The sequence below is a fragment of the Paenibacillus sp. JT31N7 genome, assembly GCF_059692095.1.
The window spans coordinates 45,952-67,101 of record NZ_JCAUAT010000008.1 but is presented as its reverse complement, the minus strand read 5'-3'; the positions used below and the strand labels follow the sequence as shown (position 1 = coordinate 67,101).

Below are 21,150 nucleotides of genomic sequence, written 5' to 3'. Positions count from 1 at the left end.
TAGATAATAATATTATTTTAGGAGCGATCATGAGATGCATGGAACATACATTGGAAATAATAGAATGATGGTTAAACTGGCTTACAACGCTGTAATAACTATTCCGTCTAATGACTTAAGCCTTATGCCTACACTAGTAACCACCGGAATGTTTGAAGTTCCGTTAACGAAATATTTTCTTACCCAGCTGAAGCCCGGATATACGGTCGTGGACGTGGGAGCCAATATCGGTTATTTTACGGTACTGGCCGCCAAAGTAGTCGGAAATACAGGAAAGGTTATCGGATATGAAGCGGACCCCAACACGGCTGCTGTCTTAAAGGATAACTTGGCTATGAACTGGCTGACGGAGAACGTAACCGTCATAAACAAAGCGGTTTATTCGGAAAATAAGACGCTGCAATTTCGGAGCTCGGAAAGATTTCATGGGTATTCCTCATGGAAGGAAAAGCCTAAGGACGACAATCTGATCGATCATTATACGATCCGGGATGTTGAAGCCGTATCCTTGGATAACGAACTGCAAGAGTTGGATGCTATTGATCTGGTTAAGATTGATATTGAAGGCGGAGAATATCATGCTTTTCTGGGAATGATGGAATTAATTCACGCTAAGAAAATTAAAAAGATCACTTTCGAATGGAATAAGGCGATGCTTGGATCGGATGAAGGCCCTTTCCTCGATCTGATCAGCGATCTAATTACAAATTCGGGGGCGCGTCTCACTCTGCTCGATAAAGAAGGCGAAGTTGTAGAAACAACGTTAAAGGATCTGGCGGGCTTTGAGTTTTATCCTTTCGTTCTGTTGGAATTCCGAAACTAGCGTTCAGTAACCCCCTGTGGACAATGTGTATAACTTTGTTGATAACTTTGTGAATAAGTGCTTAAATCCCGCTTTCGACAAGGGATCTAGGGCTTAAAGCCTATGCTGTCGAAAATGTGAATACCTAAATTTTCAAAATATTTAGGATTATCTTGTCATCAGATTGACACAATTATTTCTGTGGTGATATATTCAAAAGGTAAGCAAAGGCTTACATTTATTTGAAGACGAAGGGAATGTGTCCTATGCAAGGTAAAGTGAAATGGTTCAATGCGGAAAAAGGCTACGGTTTCATCGAGCGCGAGGACGGCGGAGACGTATTCGTACATTTCTCTGCAATCCAAACGGACGGTTTCAAAACACTAGAAGAAGGTCAGGCTGTCGAGTTTGACATCGTGGAAGGCGCTCGCGGACCACAAGCAGCTAACGTAAACAAGCTGTAATTATTCGGCCTTTTGGCCGGTTCATAAAACATGGCAAAGATGTTTGAACCAGCACCCTGGATTCCGGTCCGGGGTGTTTTTTTGCATGCGCCGGGAGTTCACAGTTTAGCCGCAGAACGGACACGGAACGTATATTAAGATTTTTTGAATATTCAAAATAGTTGGTGTATAATAGAGACAGAAGGGAGGAGTTTTATATGAAATTCACCGTTCGAGGAGATCATCTCGAGATAACAGCTGCCCTCAGGGAGTATGTGGAAAAAAAGCTGAGTAGGCTGGAGAAGTACTTTGAAGCCCCCCTCAACTCGGAAGGATTTGTGACACTTAGCGTAGTCAAAAACATCCACACGGTGGAAGTGACGATTCCGCTCCAGGGCGTCCTGCTCCGTGCCGAGAATAAAGATCAAGACATGTATGCGGCAATTGACCTGGTGGTCGACAAGCTGGAACGCCAAGTCCGCAAACACAAAACGAAAATGAATCGTAAAATCCGCCTGGAAGGCAACAAACGCGAGTTGAGCAAGCTGGAAAGCCCGGTTCTCACCATGGATGAGGAAGAGGAGGATTACGAACTGGTCCGCACGAAGCGGTTTACGCTGAAACCGATGGATATCGATGAAGCGATTCTGCAGATGAACATGGTTGGTCATGATTTCTTCGTTTTTTCCAACATGGACACGGAGCAAGTGAACGTGGTCTATAAAAGGGACGACGGCAGGTACGGTCTTATCGAACCGGCTATTTGACCTTAACCACCTTACTGATTGTGCAAATGCCAGACGAACTTCTAACTGAAAATATGAAACCGAAGCTTGATCCGACAGGGTCAAGCTTTTTAAATGTTTATAGCTTATATTTAAATCATAAGTATGTAAGATTCAGGCGAAATAGCTCGGATAAAACGTGGAAACTTCCGTCGTGTTTCTTCCTTATATAGTAGACAAGGCTCGCCCGATCGGAGATCAGTAACAAACCGGTTTTAAAGGCTCCTGTCTGTTCAACGGCCAACCGGTAAAATTTCACCAACTTTGGAAATGAAAAAATGCCTTTTCAGAGGCTTTGCCGACAAGACCTGCAACAAAGCGCGAGCTTTTACGTATGTAAAGGAGTAGGTTTGCTACAGAGAAGCACATCTGATAAACTGAAATGTTCCCGCTCTGAAGCCTTGTTTTGTTGCGGCTTGACGAGCAAACTGATACAATTTAAGGATACTGAGTGTAAGGGAAAGGGGTTCACCGATGCTAGGACTGGTCAAAAAAATGTTTGGTGATTCCAACGAACGTGAAATCAAGCGATATTGGAAAGCAGTCGATGCTATAAATGGGCTGGAGGCGGAAATTTCCGCTCTGTCCGACGAACAATTAAAAGGCAAGACCGTCGAGTTCCGCGAGCGTCTGGAAAAGGGCGAAGAGCTGGACGACCTGCTGCCGGAAGCATTTGCCGTTGTGCGTGAAGCTTCCAAGCGGGTGCTGGGCAAGCGTCACTATGACGTGCAGTTAATCGGCGGCATGGTTCTGCATGAAGGCAAAATCGCCGAGATGAGAACCGGTGAAGGTAAAACCCTCGTCGGTACGCTTCCCGTCTATCTGAATGCGCTAGCGGGCAAAGGCGTGCACGTGGTTACCGTCAACGACTATCTGGCGCAGCGTGACAGCGGCGAAATGGGCCAGATTTACGATTTCCTGGGGATGACCGTCGGGGTCAATCTTCATGATCTTTCGCATGAACAGAAGCAGGCTGCCTATGCTTGCGACGTAACCTACGGCACGAACAATGAATACGGATTCGACTATTTGCGCGATAATATGGTGCTTTACAAAGAGCAGATGGTTCAGCGTCCGCTTTATTTTGCCGTTATCGACGAAGTCGATTCCATTCTGGTCGATGAAGCGAGAACACCGCTGATTATTTCGGGACAGGCTGCCAAATCTACGGATATGTATTATGCGGCGGACCGTTTTGTGAGCAAGATGGAGGCGGAGAAGGATTACACCGTCGATATCAAGGTGCGTTCCGTATCTTTGACGGAGCAGGGCGTGGAGAAAGCGGAGAAGGCGTTCGGGATCGAGAACCTGTTCGATCATCAGAACGTGACCCTCAACCACCACGTTACCCAGGCTTTGAAAGCACGCGTCATTATGCGCCGCGACGTGGATTACGTCGTTCAGGACGATGAAGTTCTGATCGTCGACGAATTTACGGGCCGTCTGATGACCGGCCGCCGCTACAGCGAAGGCCTGCACCAGGCGATCGAAGCGAAAGAGCAGCTCCAGGTGCAGAACGAGAGCATGACGCTGGCGACGATCACGTTCCAGAACTATTTCCGTATGTACCGCAAGCTGGCCGGTATGACCGGTACGGCGAAGACGGAGGAAGAAGAGTTCAAGAAGATCTACGGTCTGGACGTTATTATTGTGCCGACTAACCGTCCGATGATCCGTAAAGATATGCCTGACGTTGTTTATAAGACAGAGATGGGCAAATTCAAAGCGGTCGTGGAAGAAATCGTCGAGCGCTATAAAAATAAGCAGCCGGTACTGGTAGGTACTGTTTCCATCGAGAATTCCGAGCTGCTATCCGAAATGCTGAAGAAAAAAGGCGTTCAGCACAAGGTGCTTAACGCGAAGTATCACGCCGAAGAGGCGGAAATCGTATCCCGCGCGGGACAAGCCGGTTCAGTAACGATCGCAACGAACATGGCGGGCCGCGGTACCGATATTATGCTGGGTGACCAAGTCCACGAAATCGGCGGGCTGCATATTATTGGTACGGAGCGCCATGAAAGCCGCCGGATCGATAATCAACTCCGCGGTCGTGCGGGCCGTCAGGGTGATCCGGGTTCCTCCCAGTTCTATCTGTCGCTTGGCGATGAACTGATGAAGCGCTTCGGTGCCGAGAACATCATGGCTATGATGGACCGTCTTGGCATGGAAGAGGATCAGCCGATCGAAAGCAAGCTTATCACGCGTGCGATCGAGTCCGCTCAGAAGCGTGTAGAGGGCAACAACTTCGACATGCGTAAAGTCGTCCTCCAATATGACGACGTTATGAACCAGCAGCGTGAAATTATTTATAAACAGCGCCGTGAGGTGCTTGAGTCCGAGAATATCCGTGAGATCGTGGAAACGATGCTTCGTTCCAGCATTGAGCGTATTGTGAACGCCCACTGCAGCGAATCTCAAATTCCGGAAGAGTGGGACCTTCAGGCGGTTGTCGATTACGTGAATAACAACTTCCTTTCCGAAGATGCGCTGAACAGCAAAGATATCTGGGGTAAAGAGATCGACGAAATCATTGAATTTATTGATGAGAAAGTCAAAGAAAAATACAACGAGCGCGAAGAACAAATCGGCGCTGAATTTATGCGCGAATTTGAGAAAGTCGTCGTTCTGCGTGCGGTCGATTCCAAATGGATGGATCACATCGATGCGATGGATCAGCTTCGCCAAGGGATTCACCTTCGTGCATACGGCGGTACGGATCCGCTTCGTGAGTACCAGTTCGAAGGCTTCGAAATGTTCCACGAAATGGTCGACAGCATCCAGGAAGAAGTGGCCACTTATATCATGAAGGCCCATGTCGAAAGCAATCTGGAGCGTCAAGCCGTGGCCGAAGGCCAAGCCGTGGACCCCAAAGTAGAATCCGCAGGCAAGCAGCCGATCGTAAAAGAAGAGCAAATCGGCCGCAACGATCCTTGCCCTTGCGGAAGCGGCAAGAAATATAAGCAGTGCCACGGAGCGTAATTCGTATCCGACTAGGATTTATAAGCTGTATCTTATGCAAGGCTATGCATTTTTCATGCATAGCCTTGCATATTCGCTTATATCCTGGCACCGCCCCGGTTATGATAAGCTTAGAGCAGCAGCCGGGACCCGCGAATTTTACAACCAAGTGTTACAACTAACTGCTAGAACAAATATGAGGACTCCGAGGTGTTGGTATGCTGGAACCGGAAGTAAAACAAGACCTGCGCGAAATTGCGAAGCGACTAACGGAATTAAGGGGGTCTCTTTGACTTAGATCATAAGCTCGAAGAGATCGGAGATTATGAAGTTAAAATGGCGGCGCCGGATTTCTGGGACGATAACGAGAAGGCCCAGAAAATCATCGGCGAACTCAACGCCATAAAGAGCGTTGTGGATCAGTTCCAGGCGATGAATAACGAATATGAAGACCTGGACGTCATGGCGCAGCTGGCTGACGAGGAGAACGATGAGGACATGGCGGCCGAACTGGCCGACGGCCTGAAAGGCGTTCTCCGCAAGCTGGAAGACTTCCAGCTGCAGCTGCTGCTCAATCAGCCGTACGACCGGCTGAATGCCATTCTCGAGCTGCATCCGGGCGCGGGCGGGACGGAGTCCCAGGACTGGGCGGAGATGCTGCTGCGGATGTACCGCCGATGGGCCGAGAAACGGGATTTCAAGGTCGAGGTGCTCGACTATCTTCCCGGAGACGAGGCCGGCGTGAAGAGCGTTACGCTCCTCATCAAGGGCTACAACGCCTACGGGTATCTTAAAGCGGAGAAGGGCGTACACCGTCTCGTGCGCATCTCGCCGTTCGACGCCTCGGGCCGGCGCCACACGTCATTCGTGTCGTGCGACGTGGTCCCGGAGATCGAAGACGACGTGGAGATCGATATCCGAACGGAGGACTTGAAGATCGACACGTACCGCGCGAGCGGAGCGGGCGGCCAGCACATCAACACGACGGATTCGGCCGTGCGGATTACGCACTTGCCGTCAGGCATTGTGGTGACGTGCCAGACGGAACGTTCCCAGATCAAGAACCGGGAACGGGCCATGAAGCACTTGAGATCGAAGCTCTACGAGAAGAAGATCGAGGAGCAGGAGAAGCATCTCGCGGAAATCCGCGGAGAGCAGTCTGACATTGCGTGGGGCAGCCAGATCCGTTCCTACGTCTTCCATCCTTACAGCATGGTCAAGGATCACCGGACTACGGAAGAGACAGGCAACGTGGGAGCGGTAATGGACGGCGATCTCGATCCGTTCATCGATGCTTATCTGCGCCTGCAGATCCAGAAGAAAGAAGAATAATGAGCGTGCGGGGAAGGAGGCCGAGTGCCTGCGGCCCCGCTTTTTTTATATGCCGGGGGTATGGTGTGTCCTCGGTAGTTGACGAAAAGCACCCTACGGAATCTTCGTGAACACCCAGCCCTGTGCTTATCCCGCTGACAGACAGGCAAGAAAAGGCCGGGCTGTGCATCCTCGGATTACGTGAACACTGCAAGGAGCCCATGCTGACTTGACTATCCGCGCCGCATGCGCGAGCTCCCGATGCGTCGGTAAGGCAGCGCTTGGTGATCGTTTGGGCGACCACCGTCATACGCCGCTACACGGGGCGGGCTGGGAGCTGCCCATGCGTTGTGGTCAATCACAAGCTGCTCACAGCGGACAAACCGGTGCGGGCAAGCCCGCGAAGGAATGAACTCTTTTCAGAACCGGAAGGACGCCCGGGCAGTGCTAACCAGACACAGGCCTCTACGTCGGTTCAAAATTATTTTGACCACCGGTTAATTATAGGTAGGCAAACGCTTCTTTTGATGCCATAATAATTCCAGTACCTTACGCATACAACAATAGACCTTCATTAGGCAAAACTAGAGATAACCGGCACGAACGGCCGGTAAAAGATAGGAGGAACGCCCATGGCTATGGCCAAAGGCAAACGGAGAAAAGCCCGCCTTGTCCTGAACAGTCCGCAGCAGAAAGTGTACGAATATGCGATGCTGCTGATCGGCTGTTTGATTATTTCCATCAGTTTTAACGTCTTTCTCAATCCCAATCAGGTTGCTTCCGGAGGGGTATCCGGCCTGTCGACTATTATCCAGCAAACCTTGGGCTGGCAGCCCGCTTTAACGCAGTGGGGCCTGAATATTCCTTTGTTTCTGCTCGGTCTGTGGCTCTTGGACCGTTCTTATAGCCTTAAGGCTGTCGTAGGTTCGATCGTTCTGCCGCTCTGCGTCATGCTGACCAGCCATCTGCCGACTCTGACTCATAACATTCTGCTTGCAACGATCTACGGCGGCATGGTGCTGGGACTCGGTATCGGGATCGTGTTCCGCGGCCGCGGTTCGACGGGAGGCTTCAGCATTTCCTCGCAAATTTTACATAAGTATTCCGGCTTGAGCTTGGGTGTATCGGTTGCCGTTTTTGACGGAATGGTCATTTTGCTGGCCGGTCTTATTTTCGGTCCTGAAAAAGCCCTTTACGCGCTTATCGGTCTCTTTGTGACCACGAAAACCATCGATATCGTCCAAGTCGGATTTAACACCTCGAAAGTGGCTTATATTATTTCAAATGACCCGGAGAAGCTTCGCGAAGCGATTCTTCATGATCTGGACCGTGGTCTGACCCAACTGACCGGAGCCGGGGGATACACGGGTGATGCGCGGCTTGTGCTTATGGTAGTCGTCAGCCAAAGCGAAGTCAGCAAGCTCAAAGCGCTGGTACAGTCGATCGACCCGAATGCGTTTATTATTTTAAGCAATGCGAACGAGGTGCTGGGCGAGGGTTTCAAACGGGCGGTATAACTTTGCATATATACAAAACATTCTGCATAAAAGTTAAAAGACGGGAAGACCGATCCTCCCCAATACAGCTCAATTCCGAACCTGTTTCCTTTAATAGAAAACGGCTGTCTCTATGGACAGCTGTTTTTTTGTGCGTCATTGACTAAAGTTGAAGAGGGGCTCTTCGACAGGTAAAAAAGTCGTTGAATTATTATACCTATGTCTGTATAATAATACATATCATTTTTGGGACGTTTGGGGGAAAAAGCAATGACGGAACACGTGAGAGCGGCTATTGTAGGTTCGACCGGTTACGGGGGAGTAGAGCTGATCAGGCTGCTGCTCGGACACCCGGGAGTAACAATCACTTCGGTAATTTCGTCTTCGAGTGCAGGCGCGCCTATTTCAGACGGATTTCCTCATTTGAACAGCATTATGCACGATTCGTTGGATGCTGTGGACGTACCGTTGATCGCCTCCAAAGCGGATGTCGTTTTTCTGGCGACACCGGCGGGGGTAGCTGCCAAGCTGGCTCCGCAGATGCTGGACGCGGGTCTCAAAGTGATCGATCTGTCCGGAGATTTCCGGTTGAAAACCCCGGAGATCTATACCCAGTGGTACAAACGCGAAGGCGCATCCCAGGAGGATCTTGATAAGGCGGTTTTCGGTTTGTGCGAAATCTATGGGGAGCAGGTACCGGGAAAAGAGTTTATTTCCAACCCGGGCTGTTACCCGACGGCTACACTTCTTGGTTTGGTTCCGGCAGTGAAAGCGGGCTGGATCGATCCGTCCACGATTATCGTGGATGCCAAATCCGGCATTTCCGGTGCGGGCAGAGGACTGGGCCTCGGCGTTCATTACGCGGAAGCCAACGAGAATCTTTCGGCATACAAACTTAACCGTCATCAGCATATTCCCGAAATCGAGCAGGTACTGAGCGATGCCGCGGGACGTGAAGTCATCATCACTTTCTCGACTCATCTTGTGCCGATGACGCGCGGAATTATGGCGACCTGTTATGCGCAGTTGAACGGAAAGCATGACACCCGCGAGTTCATTGAGATGTACCGTAATTTCTACGAAGGACGCCGTTTTGTACGGATCCGCGAAGAAGGCAAGTGGCCGGCGACCAAAGAAGTATGGGGTTCGAATTACTGCGATATCGGATTTGCCGTAGATGAGAGGACGAACCGGGTCACCGTCGTTTCGGTTATCGACAATGTGATGAAAGGCGCCGCCGGGCAGGCTGTCCAGAACTTGAATCTGATGCTCGGCTGGGATGAAACCGCGGGTCTTCAGGTTACGCCGGTTTATCCGTAATAGTTTCGGTCGTCTACATGATAGATTGCTAGGCATAACGGGAACGGACTCTATTGAGAGGGTCCGATATATTTTACCGGTACTGGGAATTTACTAGATACTAAGATATCTCAGGGATAATGGAAAAAAAAGGACAGGTGAGCATCCATGACGCTGCTAGGCCGTTTTACCGTCGTGCCGGATGGCACGGTGACTACACCCCAAGGCTTCCGCGCTGGCGGCCTGCATTGCGGTTTGAAGAAAACTGAGCGCAACGACCTCGGGGCGATCGTATGCGACGTCCCGGCGGCCGTTGCGGCCGTTTACACGCTTAACGCGTTCCAGGCCGCACCGCTTCGCGTGACGCAGGAAAGCATTGCCGCGGGCGGCAGGCTCCAGGCGATGCTCGTCAACAGCGGCAACGCCAACGCGTGCACGGGCGAGCAGGGACTCGCGGATGCTCGCGCTATGCGCGAGTCCATGGCACGCCGCCTCGGAATCGCCGAAGAACTGGTCGGCGTCACCTCGACAGGCGTCATCGGCGAACTGCTGCCGATGACGAAAGTGCTCGCCGGCATAGAAGCGCTGCCGGAGAAGGTCCACGCCGCAGGCGGAGAAGACTTTTCCCAGGCGATTCTAACGACGGATCTGGTGAAGAAAGTCATCTGCGTGCGTGTAAACATCGGCGGGCGCGAAGTGCATATCGCCGGAGCGGCCAAAGGTTCGGGGATGATTCATCCGAACATGGCGACGATGCTCGGTTTTGTCACCACCGACGCGAACATCGAGAGCAAGCACCTGCAGCAGCTGCTTGGCGAAGCGACCGATTCCACCTTCAACATGATCACGGTGGACGGCGATACCAGCACGAACGACATGGTCGTCGTGATGGCCAGCGGTCTGGCCGGCGGGGATAAGCTTCAGCCCGGCCATGCGGACTGGGATGACTTCGCGGCCGCTTTCCGCTACGTGTCGGAGCATCTGGCGAAAGCGATCGCCAGAGACGGCGAAGGAGCGACGAAGCTCATCGAAGTCAATGTGCACGGGGCCGCTTCGCAGGAGGCTGCACGCGCGATTGCCAAAACCGTCGTAGGCTCCAGTCTTGTTAAGACGGCGTGCTTCGGAGCGGATGCCAATTGGGGGCGTATCATTGCAGCCGTCGGACGCGCAGGCCGGCCGGTTAATACGGAAACGGTGGATGTAAGTCTTGGAGGCATCGCCGTACTTAAGCAGTCCAAACCGGTTGCGTTTGACGAGGACCGGGCGGAGGCTTACTTAAAGGGAGATATCGTGCAGATTGACGTGCACTTAAATATGGGGGAGGGCGGCGCGACCGCTTGGGGCTGCGATTTGACCTATGATTACGTCCGCATCAATGCGGCGTATCGGACTTAGGCCGCCAGGACCCGCTTGGTGAGACGAACGGAGGCAAGGGGAGACATGGACAGTTTTGTAATGAAGTGCGGCGGGAGTACGCTGGCTGCACTGCCGGATTCTTTTTTCACGGATTTAAAGCAGCTTCAGGACCGCGGCATTGTTCCCGTGATCGTGCATGGCGGCGGACCTGCCATTTCGGAGACACTGAATCAGCTCAGCATCGCGAGTGAGTTCGTGGGCGGTCTCCGCAAAACAAGCGAGGCTGTCCTCGACGTCGTCGAAATGGTGCTGGCCGGACGGATCAATAAAGAAATCGTGAGACGCATTCAGTTGTCGGGAGGCAATGCCCTGGGATTGTCCGGAGTAGACGGACGCCTGATTACGGCCCGGCCGGTGGAGAACACCTCCGAAGTAGGATTAGTCGGTGACGTAACCGATGTGAACGCGGAGCTGATTCAAGGCGTGGTCGGAATGGGCTATATGCCCGTTATTGCCCCGATCGGTCTCGGAGCCGACGGCAGCCAGCGGTACAACATCAATGCCGATACGGCAGCGGGTGCGGTCGCATCCCGGATCGGTACGGACCGGCTGATCGTCGTAACCGATGTGCCCGGCATTATGAAGATGGAGGACGGTGTGAAGCGGGTGCTTCCGACCGTCACCATTGCGGATATCGAGGCGATGATCGAGAGCGGAGATATTTACGGGGGCATGATCCCTAAAGTACGGGCGGCGATCCAGTGCATCCAAGGGGATGTGCGGGAAGTCGTGATCGTGGACGGTTCCGTCCCCGGTATTCTCAGCGGCGTTCTGGACGGAGCGCAGGCCGGGACCCGGATTATCCGCTAGCGGCAGCTATCTTTAACAATTAAACGATGGGAGTGAAGAACATGGTTCAGCAGGCAAGCAGTTTGTTTCCGACGTATGCCCGGTTTCCAATCACACTGGTAAAGGGAGAAGGCAGCCGATTGTGGGACGATCAGGGCAAGGAGTACATCGATCTGATGGCCGGTCTTGCCGTTACGAATTTGGGGCATGCCCCGGCGGTTGTCAAAGAGAAGCTTGTGGCGCAGCTTGACGAGCTTTGGCACGTGTCCAATCTGTTCCATATCCCGAATCAGGAAAAGCTGGCGAAGCTGCTGACCGATAACAGCTGCGCGGACGCCGTGTTCTTCTGCTCGACCGGTGCCGAAGCCAATGAGGCGGCTATCAAGCTTGCGCGCCGTTATTCGCAGAAGGTGCTGGGCGAGAACCGCTACGAGATCATTACGTTCCAACAGTCGTTTCACGGCCGTACGCTGGCTACCCTGACCGCAACCGGACAAGAGAAGGTGCAGGAAGGCTTCCATCCCCTTCCCGAAGGGTTTGTCTACGCCGACTATAACGACCTTGATTCTGTCGAAAAGCTGATCAGCGAGCGTACGTGCGCCGTTATGCTGGAAATGGTTCAAGCCGAAGGCGGCGTAATCCCGGCGGATCCCGCTTTCGTGAAGGCGCTGGCCGAACTATGCAAGGAGCGCGGACTGCTTCTCATCGTCGATGAAATTCAGACGGGTATGGGCCGCACCGGAAAGCTGTTCGCCTATGAGCACTACGGCATCGAGCCGGATATCTTTACTCTGGCCAAAGGCCTTGGCAGCGGTTTCCCGATCGGGGCCATGCTGGGTAACGCCAAAGTGGCGCCGGCTTTCTCCGCAGGCTCCCACGGCAGCACATTCGGGGGAACGCCGATCGCTACCGCGGCTGCTATCGCGACTGTTGAGTATATGCTGAGCGAAAAAATTCCTCAGCGTGCGGCGGAGCTGGGTGAATGGACAGTTAAGACGCTCCGTGAGAAGCTTGCGGGCAACCCGCTTGTCGAAGAAGTGCGCGGCGAAGGACTCTTGATCGGTATCGTATGCAAACTGCCCGCAGCGGAGCTGATAGCCGAGATTCATGAGGCGGGTGTTCTGGTCGTATCGGCCGGCCCGCAAGTAGTGCGTCTGCTGCCGAGCCTCGTTATTCCGAAAGAAGATTTGCAGAAGGGCCTGGACGTCGTTTGCGATGTGCTGGCAAGAAAAGCCTCTGCTTTAGTACAATAGACAAGAAGGTCGTCCGCAGCTCTGCGGACGCTCCGACATTTTGCAGGAAAGAAAGGACGGATTCCCATGTCCAGCACGGTACAGGAAGAATTGCAGCAGCAGCTTAAGGGAAGAGATTTTCTGGGGCTGGTCGATTACACACCCGCGGAGCTTAACCACCTGATCACGCTGGCCCGCGATCTGAAGGCCAAACAAAAGGCCGGCGAAGCCCATCAGCTTCTCAAAGGCAAGACGCTCGGCATGATTTTCGAGAAATCGTCCACGCGGACGCGTGTTTCTTTTGAAGTAGGGATGTTTCAGCTCGGGGGTCAAGCTTTGTTCCTTAGCAAAAACGACATCCAGCTCGGACGCGGAGAAACGGTTTCCGACACGGCGCAGACTTTGTCCCGCTATCTGGACGGCATCATGATCCGTACGTTTGCCCACCGCAACGTGGTCGATCTGGCGCGAGCCGCGACTATTCCGGTTATCAACGGGTTGACGGACTTTTCTCATCCGTGCCAGGCCCTGACGGATTATATGACGATTCAGGAGCATAAAGGCCGCTTGGAAGGGCTTAAAATCGCTTATGTCGGCGACGGCAACAATATGGTCCACTCCCTGCTTGTCGGAGCGGCCAAACTCGGCCTGAACATCACGGTCGCTTCTCCGGAAGGGTACACGCCGGATGAAGAGCTTGTCCGCAGCAGCAGGGAATTTGCCTCCCAATCGGGCGGCTCCGTGCTGGTTACCCAGGATCCGAAGGAAGCGGTGGCGGATGCGGACGTGATTTATACGGACGTGTGGGCGAGCATGGGCTTCGAAGCCGAGCAGCAAGAGCGCGAAAGTGCCTTCAGCGGCTACCAGGTGAACGAGGAGCTTGCCCGCTACGCGAAGAAGGATTACCTCTTCCTGCACTGCCTACCGGCACATAGGGGTGAAGAGGTCAGCGAAGGTGTGATCGACGGACCGAATTCGTTCGTATTCGATCAGGCGGAAAACCGCCTACACGCACAAAAAGCCGTTATGGCTTCGATTATGTAACTAAAATTATGGCAGCAAAGGTGAGGGAAAACATGGCTAAAGAAAAAATCGTGCTGGCCTACTCGGGCGGTTTGGATACGTCCGTTATTCTGGCTTGGCTTAAAGAAACCTATGATGCTGAAATTATCGCCTTTACAGCCGACATCGGACAGAAGGACGAACTTGACGGCCTGGAAGAAAAAGCGCTGGCAACCGGCGCCAGCAAGGTCTACATCGATGATCTCCGCGAAGAATTCGCGAGCGACTTCATCTATCCGATGTTCCAGTCCGGCGCGCTCTACGAAGGGCAATACCTGCTCGGCACGAGCATCGCGCGCCCGCTGATCGCCAAGCGCATGGTCGAGATCGCCCGCGCCGAAGGTGCTACGGCCATTGCGCACGGCGCTACCGGCAAAGGGAACGACCAGGTGCGCTTTGAGCTGACGGCCGCTGCGCTTGCGCCTGAAATCGGTGTAATCGCCCCATGGCGCCTGGAAGCGTTCCGGGAGCAGTTCCCGGGCCGCGCCGAAATGATCGCATATGCCGAGAAGCACGGCATCCAGGTGCAGGCAACCGCGTCGAAACCGTATTCGACGGACCGCAACCTGCTGCACATCTCTTTCGAGAGCGGCATGCTCGAAGATCCTTGGTTCGACGCAAGCGCCGATTCCAACCGCGACATGTACGTGCTCAGCGTATCTCCGGAAGACGCACCGGATCAGCCGGAATACATCGAGCTTGAATTTGAGCAGGGCAATGCAGTCGCTATCAACGGCGAGAAGCTGAACCCGCTGCAAATGATGGAAACGCTCAATGAGCTTGGCGGCAAGCACGGCATCGGCCGTATCGACATGGTCGAGAACCGCTTCGTGGGCATGAAGAGCCGCGGAGTATACGAGACGCCGGGCGGCACGATTCTGTTTGCGGCTCACCGCAACATCGAATCTCTGACCATGGACCGTGAAGTCATGCATCTGCGCGATTCTCTGATCTCCAAATACAGCACGCTCGTATATAACGGGTTCTGGTTTGCTCCAGAGCGTCTGGCTATTCAAGCGCTTGTAACCGAGAGCCAGAAAAACGTATCGGGCACGGTCCGCATGAAGCTGTACAAAGGCAACGTGATCGCGGCCGGCGTGAAAAGTCCGGTGAGCTTGTACAACCCGAATATCGCGACGATGGAAGCGGATCCGACCCAAGCTTACGACCAGGGCGATGCGGCCGGTTTCATCCGTCTTAACGCGCTGCGTCTGAAAGTAAGCTCCGGCGTAGAGCAGCAATCCGGGAAATAATCGGGAAATTAATCGGTTTTTTATATACCTGTGAAACAGGAAACGGGGAACGGGCCGGAATCGGCCCGTTGTTCCGTTGAAATCGAAGGAGGCAGCAGTCGTGTCGAAATTATGGGGCGGCCGGTTTACGAAGCAAACCGACCAATTAGTAGAAGAATACACAGCTTCCATCACGTTCGATAAAGAACTGGCGGAAGAAGACATCCAGGGCAGTCTTGCCCATGTGACTATGCTTGGCAAATGCGGCATCCTTCCTCAAGAAGATGTCGAAACGATCAAGGACGGGCTTGGGCGCGTACTGGGTATGATCCGCCGCGGCGAGCTGGAATACACGGTCGCCAACGAAGACATTCATATGAATATCGAAAAGACGCTGATCGATGAGATCGGGCCGGTAGGCGGCAAGCTGCACACGGGCCGCAGCCGTAACGATCAGGTGGCGACCGACATGCACCTGTATTTGCGCGGACGTGTGGTGGAATTCGTCAGCCTGCTCCAGAAGCTTCAGGAGGCTCTCCTGACGCAGGCCAAGGCTAACCTGGATACAATCGTGCCGGGCTACACGCATCTCCAGCGTGCGCAGCCGATTTTGTTCGCCCACCATCTGATGGCTTATGTGTCGATGTTCCAGCGTGATATCGAGCGTCTTCAGGACAGCTATAAGCGGATCAACGTTCTGCCGCTGGGCGCAGGCGCGCTTGCGGGAACCACGTTCCCGATCGACCGTCACTTCGTAGCGGAACAGCTTGGCTTCGAAGGAGTGTATGAGAACAGTCTGGACGCCGTCAGCGACCGTGACTTTATTCTGGAGTTCCTGGCCAATGCATCTTTCATCATGATGCACCTGTCCCGTTTCTGCGAGGAGCTGGTTATGTGGTCCAGCACCGAATTCAACTTCGTCGAACTGGACGATGCTTTCTGTACGGGCAGCTCTATCATGCCGCAGAAGAAAAACCCGGATGTGGCCGAGCTTGTCCGCGGCAAAACCGGCCGCGTGTACGGCAACCTGTTCGGCCTCATGACCGTACTCAAGGCGCTCCCGCTGGCCTATAACAAGGACATGCAGGAAGACAAAGAAGGCATGCTGGACACGGTCCGCACCCTTCAAGGCGCCCTGCAGCTTTTCGCGCCGATGATCTCCACGATGAAAGTGAACAAAGCCCGCATGCGCCAGGCGGTGAATCAGGATTTCTCCAACGCCACGGACATTGCGGACTATCTCGTTAACAAAGGTCTGCCGTTCCGCCAGGCTCACGAAGTGATCGGCAAGACGGTCCTCTACTGCATCCAAGAGGGTAAATTTCTGCTCGATCTGTCCATGGAAGAGTTCAACAAGTTCTCCGAACTGTTCGGCGACGACATTTACGAAGTGCTTCAGCCGGAGCAAGTGGTTAATGCCCGTAACGTGTACGGAGGCACGGCCAGCAGCCAGGTAGAGGGAGCCATTTCACGTGCGGAGAAGGCGCTGGAAGTAACTGTAAGTTGGGTTGACAGCAAGCTCGATAAAAGTAAATAATGGGGAAATAACCGAAAGGCTCATGAAATTCATGCGTTTGGCCGTTGTGCCGCGCACGGGTTATTCAGGGCCTTTCCTGTTTCGCCCTGTCCCTCTGTTGCCGGTTAGGCGGGTCCTTTTACAGGCACTAAGGTTTCTTGCCGTTCTGGGTGACTCCGTCTTCAATGACGTTCTTTTGCGGAGGACCGGATTCAACCGGTGGCTTGAGTACGCCTGTATTAGACGCGACGACTCTCGCTTGCGGAGCATAGCGGTCTCTGGAAATTTTTTCACGGGAGACTTCCTTGCCGTTCTGCATTTTTATCCGGTAGGTATCGACCACAAACCCTTGCTTGCCGGGACTCAGCTCCATTTGTTCACCGGCTCTCAACCCGGGGTTTTGCACGTATTTGACGGGCGGTTGAATCGTCTCAACGGTATTCGACACAATCTCATACGTCGTATCCGAGGGAATGCTCCCGAATAGTTTAATAGTCAGCGCCGTATCCGACATTTCCGTTCGGATAAGGAGGTGGGCTTTTGTGTCGTTTCGGAAGCGAAAATTGATGAAACCTGTCGAAAATGTGGCATCTTGCCCCAGAGGGGCGTAGCTGATCGGCAGCGAATGGTTTCTTCGTTCGACAATCTCCAGACCGGCGCGCAGAACCGCGTTGTAGAGCGTGGTGGAAACTTGGCAAATTCCGCCCCCTACTCCGGGAACGAGCTTGCCGTTAAGGATAACGGGAGCTTCCCGGAAGCCGAATTTATCGCCGGTCTGTTCAATAATAGGGGCGTAATCGAAAATTTCGCCCGGCTTTAGGATCACTTCATGAAGAGTCGCTGCGGTCGAGCGGACGTTATGTTTGCGTCCCGGCGACGATTGGTTAAGCGGGGTCGAAAACTGCGTAAGAAGCCGGTCCACATGCTGGTCGCGCAGCATTTTTTCCGTCACCTCGGGCTCCTGCAGCCGAAAAGGGACTTGTATGGAAAGCGGATTCTCCGCCCGTTTCGGATCTATCTGCCTGATCTGCCGCTCTATGTCCGCCTTTAAGCCGGAAGCATCAATGCGGAGGGCGGGTTGTCCCGCTTTAAACTGCACGCGGTCATCGGGCGTAACGATACGCCGGGCGGATACGGGTTGTATCGCATACATATCCGGCCATAGGCTCTGCAGCTTCTTTTCGAGCTGATCCGCTTCTACGGACAAGCCGATTTTCGCCTTGTAATGCCGGAGCTTCCACCGGTTGCGTGCACGATCCAGCAAATTTCCTTCCGTAAGATCATGAAGGAGTGTCTGAAGCTCGCGATCGTCCACACGCAATCCCAAATCCTGCAGCTTCTGCGAACGGGAAGGAACTTCCTTCCGGCTCGAGACAAGCTGTACGGGGACGGAATTCAGAAGCGCAACCTGGCGGCTTAACTGCTTGGGGAAATCGGCGTAAGCCATTCCGCCCACCTTCCACCCCGATACGGAGAATTGCTCCGGAAAAGCCGGGCGCGAGCCGTAAAAGGCAATGGAACCCAGCCCTACAACGGCCGCCACTGGCAGGACGATGGCAATTGTCGTTAGCACACGCTTAACTGGCTTCATAAGTAAACTCCTTCAAGGAATTTGGCGCACTGACACTTTGGACTCAAGTTGAACTTGAACATTCAGACGGATGCCTGTTCTACATGTCTATGGATTCATCGGACAAATATGCCTGAGTCGAAAATAGGGCAACCCCCAACAAAATTCGCGTCCGCTGCGAAAAGATGTTGAATATTCCCTTTTTTAAAAGGATTTTTAAGATGGCTGTCGAACTTGTATGAGCTAGGATCAATCCGCCGTTAACAGGAAGTGATGATTTTGATCGAAATGCAGGATGTCTGGAAAACGTATCCTAACGGAACTCATGCGCTGCGGGGGATCGATGTCAAGGTCGACCGCAACGAATTCGTTTATATTGTCGGCCCGTCCGGCGCCGGTAAATCTACTTTTATGAAGATGATCTATCGGGAGGAAAGACCTACAAAAGGGCAAATATTTGTGAACGGTTTTAACATCGAGAAACTTAAACAGCGGAAAATCCCGTATGTGCGCCGCAACATCGGCGTTATTTTTCAGGATTACCGGCTGCTGCCGAAGATGACCGTCTATGAAAATATTTCTTTTGCGATGGAAGTTATCGAGGCACCGAAGAAATTGATCAAAAAGCGCACGATGGAAGTACTCGATCTCGTGCACTTGAAGGATAAGGCGAATTCTTTGCCGGGACAGCTTTCGGGCGGTGAACAGCAGAGGATCGCAATTGCCCGGGCAATAGTGAACAACCCGGCGGTGATTGTCGCCGATGAACCGACAGGAAACCTGGACCCCGAAACCTCATGGGGAATCATGAAGCTTCTGGAAGAAATCAATTTCCGTGGAACGACGATCATGATGGCGACCCACAACAAAGAAATCGTCAACACGATGCGCAAGCGCGTTATCGCTATCGAGAACGGGATTATCGCCCGTGACGAGCTGCGAGGTGAGTACGGCTATGAAGAGTAGGACAATGGCCCGCCATCTGCGGGAAGGCTTTCGCAACATCATTCGCAACGGATGGATGACCTTCGCGTCGATCAGTTCCATCACCATTTCGCTTTTTATACTTGGCTTATTCCTGCTGCTGTCATTGAACGTGAATTACGTGGCAGATCAAATAGAGAAGCAAGTCGAAATCCGCGTTTACATGGATTTGAACATTGCGGAAGATCAGACCAACCAGCTGAAGCAGGAGCTGAATGCCCTGCCGGAAGTCCAGAAGGTTACTTTCGTCTCGAAGGAGCAAGGGCTTGAAGATCTCCGGAACCGGCTTGGGGAAGAAGGAAAAGGGTTCCTGGAAGGTTTCGAAGGCGACGAGAATCCGCTGCCGCCCGCTTTTAAAGTCGAGGTTAAAGACCCCCGGCAAGTGGCGGGTGTTGCAGATAAAATCAATAAGCTTAACGAAGGCAAGGAACCGAAGCCGATCGGCAGCGTCAAGTACGGCCAGGGCACGGTTGAGAACATGTTCAAAATTACGCAGATTGTCCGCAACGTCGGACTCATTCTTGTAGCCCTTCTCGCTTTTACATCGGTATTTTTAATTGCCAATACCATCAAGCTTACCATCGTCGCCAGACGCAGAGAGATCTCGATCATGAAGCTGGTGGGCGCAACGAACGCTTTTATCCGCTGGCCGTTCTTTATCGAAGGGGCTCTGCTGGGAATCGGCGGTTCCGCCATACCGGTGGCCGTGCTCCTGTACGGGTACAACAAGCTGGTGGAGTCCAGCAAATCGGACCTGAGTATGGTCTTTATCAAATTAAAGCCTTTTGCCGAAATCAGTTATGTCATTGCCGGACTGCTGTTATGCCTTGGTTTCCTTATCGGAATTTGGGGCAGCATCATCTCCGTGCGCAAGTTTCTCAAAGTGTAGACGTGAATGGGCGCATGCACAATGTGTAAGAGGAGGATCAACACTTGAAGAAAAGACTCATGCCTTTAGTGGTTGCACTCGGAATCTCGACAACATTGCTGCCGTATGCGGTGGCCAACGGGGCTTCCAACTCGGCCAAAATCGATCAGGAAATTTCGAATATGAAGAAAATGAAGTCCGCTGCCGAACAGAAGGCGAAGGACGTTCAAAATCAGCTTACACAGGTTCAACAGGAAAAACAGGAAACCGCCAAGGATATCGAAACCTTGATGGACCAGCTCGATAGCGCAACGGCCAAGCTTACCGGCTTGAACGTGCAGATCGAGAACACGACCGAAGACCTCGAAGACAATGCCAAGCAGCTGGACGAAGCGGAAAAGCGGGTTGAAACCCGGGACGAGCTTTTGAAGAAACGCATGCGCATTATGTATGAGAACGGTTCGGTGTCTTATCTGGAAGTCGTGCTGAATTCCACGAGCTTTTCGGACTTTATCGACCGGATGTCGGCGCTGAAGTCTATTGTGGGCCAGGATAAAGAGATTCTGGAAGCGAACAAGAAAGACCGTGCTCTGGTGGCCGAAAAGAAACAGCAGATTGAGAAACAGCTGGCTTATGTAAAAAATCTGTACGCACAGACGGAAGATCTTAAGCAGGATCTCCTCGTCAAGGAAAAAGCAAAAGAAGTGAAAATCGCATCCCTGTCCGCCGAGCAGCAGCATCTGGAAGAGATTAGCAGCGACCAGGAACAGGCGATTATGGAATATGCCAAGAAAGAATCTCAGCTTCAGGCCAAGAAAACAGCGGATGCAAAAGCCGCAGCGGCTGCTGCTGCTGCAGCAGCGAAGAGTTCTTCGTATTCCGGCGGCTCCAGCGGCGGAGGCCCGGCAGCGGGTTCCGGCGGCAGCATGGGCTATCCGCTTCCGAAGAGAGTTTCGCTGTCATCCGGTTACGGAGGCCGTGTAGATCCGATCAACGGCTCCTTCGCCGGTCATACGGGAATTGACATGCCCTCTCCGCAAGGCACCGATATTTATGCGGCGGAATCCGGCACTGTACTGGTCGCTTCCGAGTGGAGCGGCTACGGCAACTGTGTCATTATCGATCACGGGGGCGGCGTTTGGACCCTGTACGGACATATACGTAACGGAGGCATTAAGGTTTCTAAAGGCCAATCCGTGAAACGCGGGGAGAAAATCGCAGAGGTAGGTTCCACGGGAAGATCCACCGGTAATCACCTGCATTTTGAAGTCCGGATCAATTCGAAACCGGTCAATCCGTCCAGCTATATCGGTTATTAAGGTTTTCGGCGACTGGCACTCATAAATTGGAAGAGCTTGTCATACACTAGCAAGAGCAGCTCATAAGG

17 protein-coding genes are annotated in these 21,150 nt (G+C 52.9%); 16 read left to right on the top strand and 1 reads right to left on the bottom strand.

The features are described 5' to 3' along the window. Window positions 1-64 precede the first annotated feature (64 nt). From AC58P5_RS24760 to argH, 13 genes are all read left to right on the top strand, one after another. Window positions 65-823: an FkbM family methyltransferase gene (locus AC58P5_RS24760; protein WP_497391398.1), complete on the top strand. Its 759-nt coding sequence runs from the start codon at window positions 65-67 to the stop codon at window positions 821-823. Between the two features lie 245 nt (window positions 824-1,068). After that, window positions 1,069-1,266, top strand: a complete 198-nt coding sequence (locus AC58P5_RS24755) for a cold shock domain-containing protein (protein ID WP_009677088.1) — start codon at window positions 1,069-1,071, stop codon at window positions 1,264-1,266. Between the two features lie 197 nt (window positions 1,267-1,463). Further along, complete coding sequence (gene hpf, locus AC58P5_RS24750; RefSeq protein ID WP_218231312.1) at window positions 1,464-2,012, top strand: ribosome hibernation-promoting factor, HPF/YfiA family; 549 nt, start codon at window positions 1,464-1,466, stop codon at window positions 2,010-2,012. 492 nt (window positions 2,013-2,504) lie between these two features. After that, a complete protein-coding gene (gene secA / locus AC58P5_RS24745; RefSeq protein WP_497391395.1) occupies window positions 2,505-5,009 on the top strand; it encodes a preprotein translocase subunit SecA in 2,505 nt (834 codons plus the stop codon). A 197-nt stretch (window positions 5,010-5,206) separates the two neighbouring features. Beyond that, window positions 5,207-6,320 (top strand): peptide chain release factor 2 gene (gene prfB, locus AC58P5_RS24740; RefSeq protein WP_497391393.1). Its coding sequence is split into 2 segments (ribosomal slippage): window positions 5,207-5,278 and window positions 5,280-6,320, totalling 1,113 coding nucleotides; the frame shifts between segments, so codons are not numbered across the junction. A 611-nt stretch (window positions 6,321-6,931) separates the two neighbouring features. Continuing rightward, window positions 6,932-7,816, top strand: a complete 885-nt coding sequence (locus tag AC58P5_RS24735; protein ID WP_497391391.1) for a YitT family protein — start codon at window positions 6,932-6,934, stop codon at window positions 7,814-7,816. A 249-nt stretch (window positions 7,817-8,065) separates the two neighbouring features. Further along, window positions 8,066-9,115, top strand: coding sequence for an N-acetyl-gamma-glutamyl-phosphate reductase (argC, locus tag AC58P5_RS24730; protein WP_497391389.1), 1,050 nt, complete (start codon window positions 8,066-8,068; stop codon window positions 9,113-9,115). 147 nt (window positions 9,116-9,262) lie between these two features. After that, window positions 9,263-10,489 (top strand): bifunctional glutamate N-acetyltransferase/amino-acid acetyltransferase ArgJ, encoded by a 1,227-nt coding sequence (argJ, locus tag AC58P5_RS24725; protein ID WP_497391387.1) that lies wholly within the window; start codon window positions 9,263-9,265, stop codon window positions 10,487-10,489. A gap of 45 nt (window positions 10,490-10,534) precedes the next feature. Further along, window positions 10,535-11,320, top strand: coding sequence for an acetylglutamate kinase (argB, locus tag AC58P5_RS24720; protein ID WP_497391385.1), 786 nt, complete (start codon window positions 10,535-10,537; stop codon window positions 11,318-11,320). Window positions 11,321-11,361: 41 nt separating this feature from the next. Beyond that, a complete protein-coding gene (gene argD / locus AC58P5_RS24715; protein ID WP_497391383.1) occupies window positions 11,362-12,552 on the top strand; it encodes an acetylornithine transaminase in 1,191 nt (396 codons plus the stop codon). Window positions 12,553-12,618: 66 nt separating this feature from the next. After that, the gene (gene argF, locus AC58P5_RS24710) at window positions 12,619-13,575 is read left to right on the top strand and encodes an ornithine carbamoyltransferase (RefSeq protein ID WP_497391381.1); all 957 of its coding nucleotides are present in this window, start codon (window positions 12,619-12,621) and stop codon (window positions 13,573-13,575) included. A gap of 32 nt (window positions 13,576-13,607) precedes the next feature. Further along, a complete protein-coding gene (locus AC58P5_RS24705) occupies window positions 13,608-14,846 on the top strand; it encodes an argininosuccinate synthase (RefSeq protein ID WP_497391379.1) in 1,239 nt (412 codons plus the stop codon). 100 nt (window positions 14,847-14,946) lie between these two features. Then, window positions 14,947-16,362: an argininosuccinate lyase gene (gene argH / locus AC58P5_RS24700; RefSeq protein ID WP_497391377.1), complete on the top strand. Its 1,416-nt coding sequence runs from the start codon at window positions 14,947-14,949 to the stop codon at window positions 16,360-16,362. Window positions 16,363-16,489: 127 nt separating this feature from the next. On the opposite strand, the gene AC58P5_RS24695 is transcribed toward argH, so the two are convergent. Then, complete coding sequence (locus AC58P5_RS24695; RefSeq protein WP_497391375.1) at window positions 16,490-17,932, bottom strand: VanW family protein; 1,443 nt, start codon at window positions 17,930-17,932, stop codon at window positions 16,490-16,492. A 258-nt stretch (window positions 17,933-18,190) separates the two neighbouring features. Here AC58P5_RS24695 and ftsE point away from each other — a divergent pair, with 258 nt between their 5' ends. Genes ftsE through AC58P5_RS24680 form a run of 3 tightly spaced genes read left to right on the top strand, consistent with a single transcriptional unit; the run spans window position 18,191 to window position 21,082 of the window. Then, complete coding sequence (ftsE, locus tag AC58P5_RS24690; RefSeq protein WP_413000172.1) at window positions 18,191-18,877, top strand: cell division ATP-binding protein FtsE; 687 nt, start codon at window positions 18,191-18,193, stop codon at window positions 18,875-18,877. Further along, the gene (gene ftsX, locus AC58P5_RS24685) at window positions 18,867-19,784 is read left to right on the top strand and encodes a permease-like cell division protein FtsX (protein WP_497391373.1); all 918 of its coding nucleotides are present in this window, start codon (window positions 18,867-18,869) and stop codon (window positions 19,782-19,784) included. The genes ftsE and ftsX overlap by 11 nt, the downstream gene beginning before the upstream one ends. A gap of 44 nt (window positions 19,785-19,828) precedes the next feature. Further along, window positions 19,829-21,082, top strand: coding sequence for a murein hydrolase activator EnvC family protein (locus AC58P5_RS24680; protein WP_497391371.1), 1,254 nt, complete (start codon window positions 19,829-19,831; stop codon window positions 21,080-21,082). The last annotated feature ends 68 nt before the right edge of the window (window positions 21,083-21,150 follow it).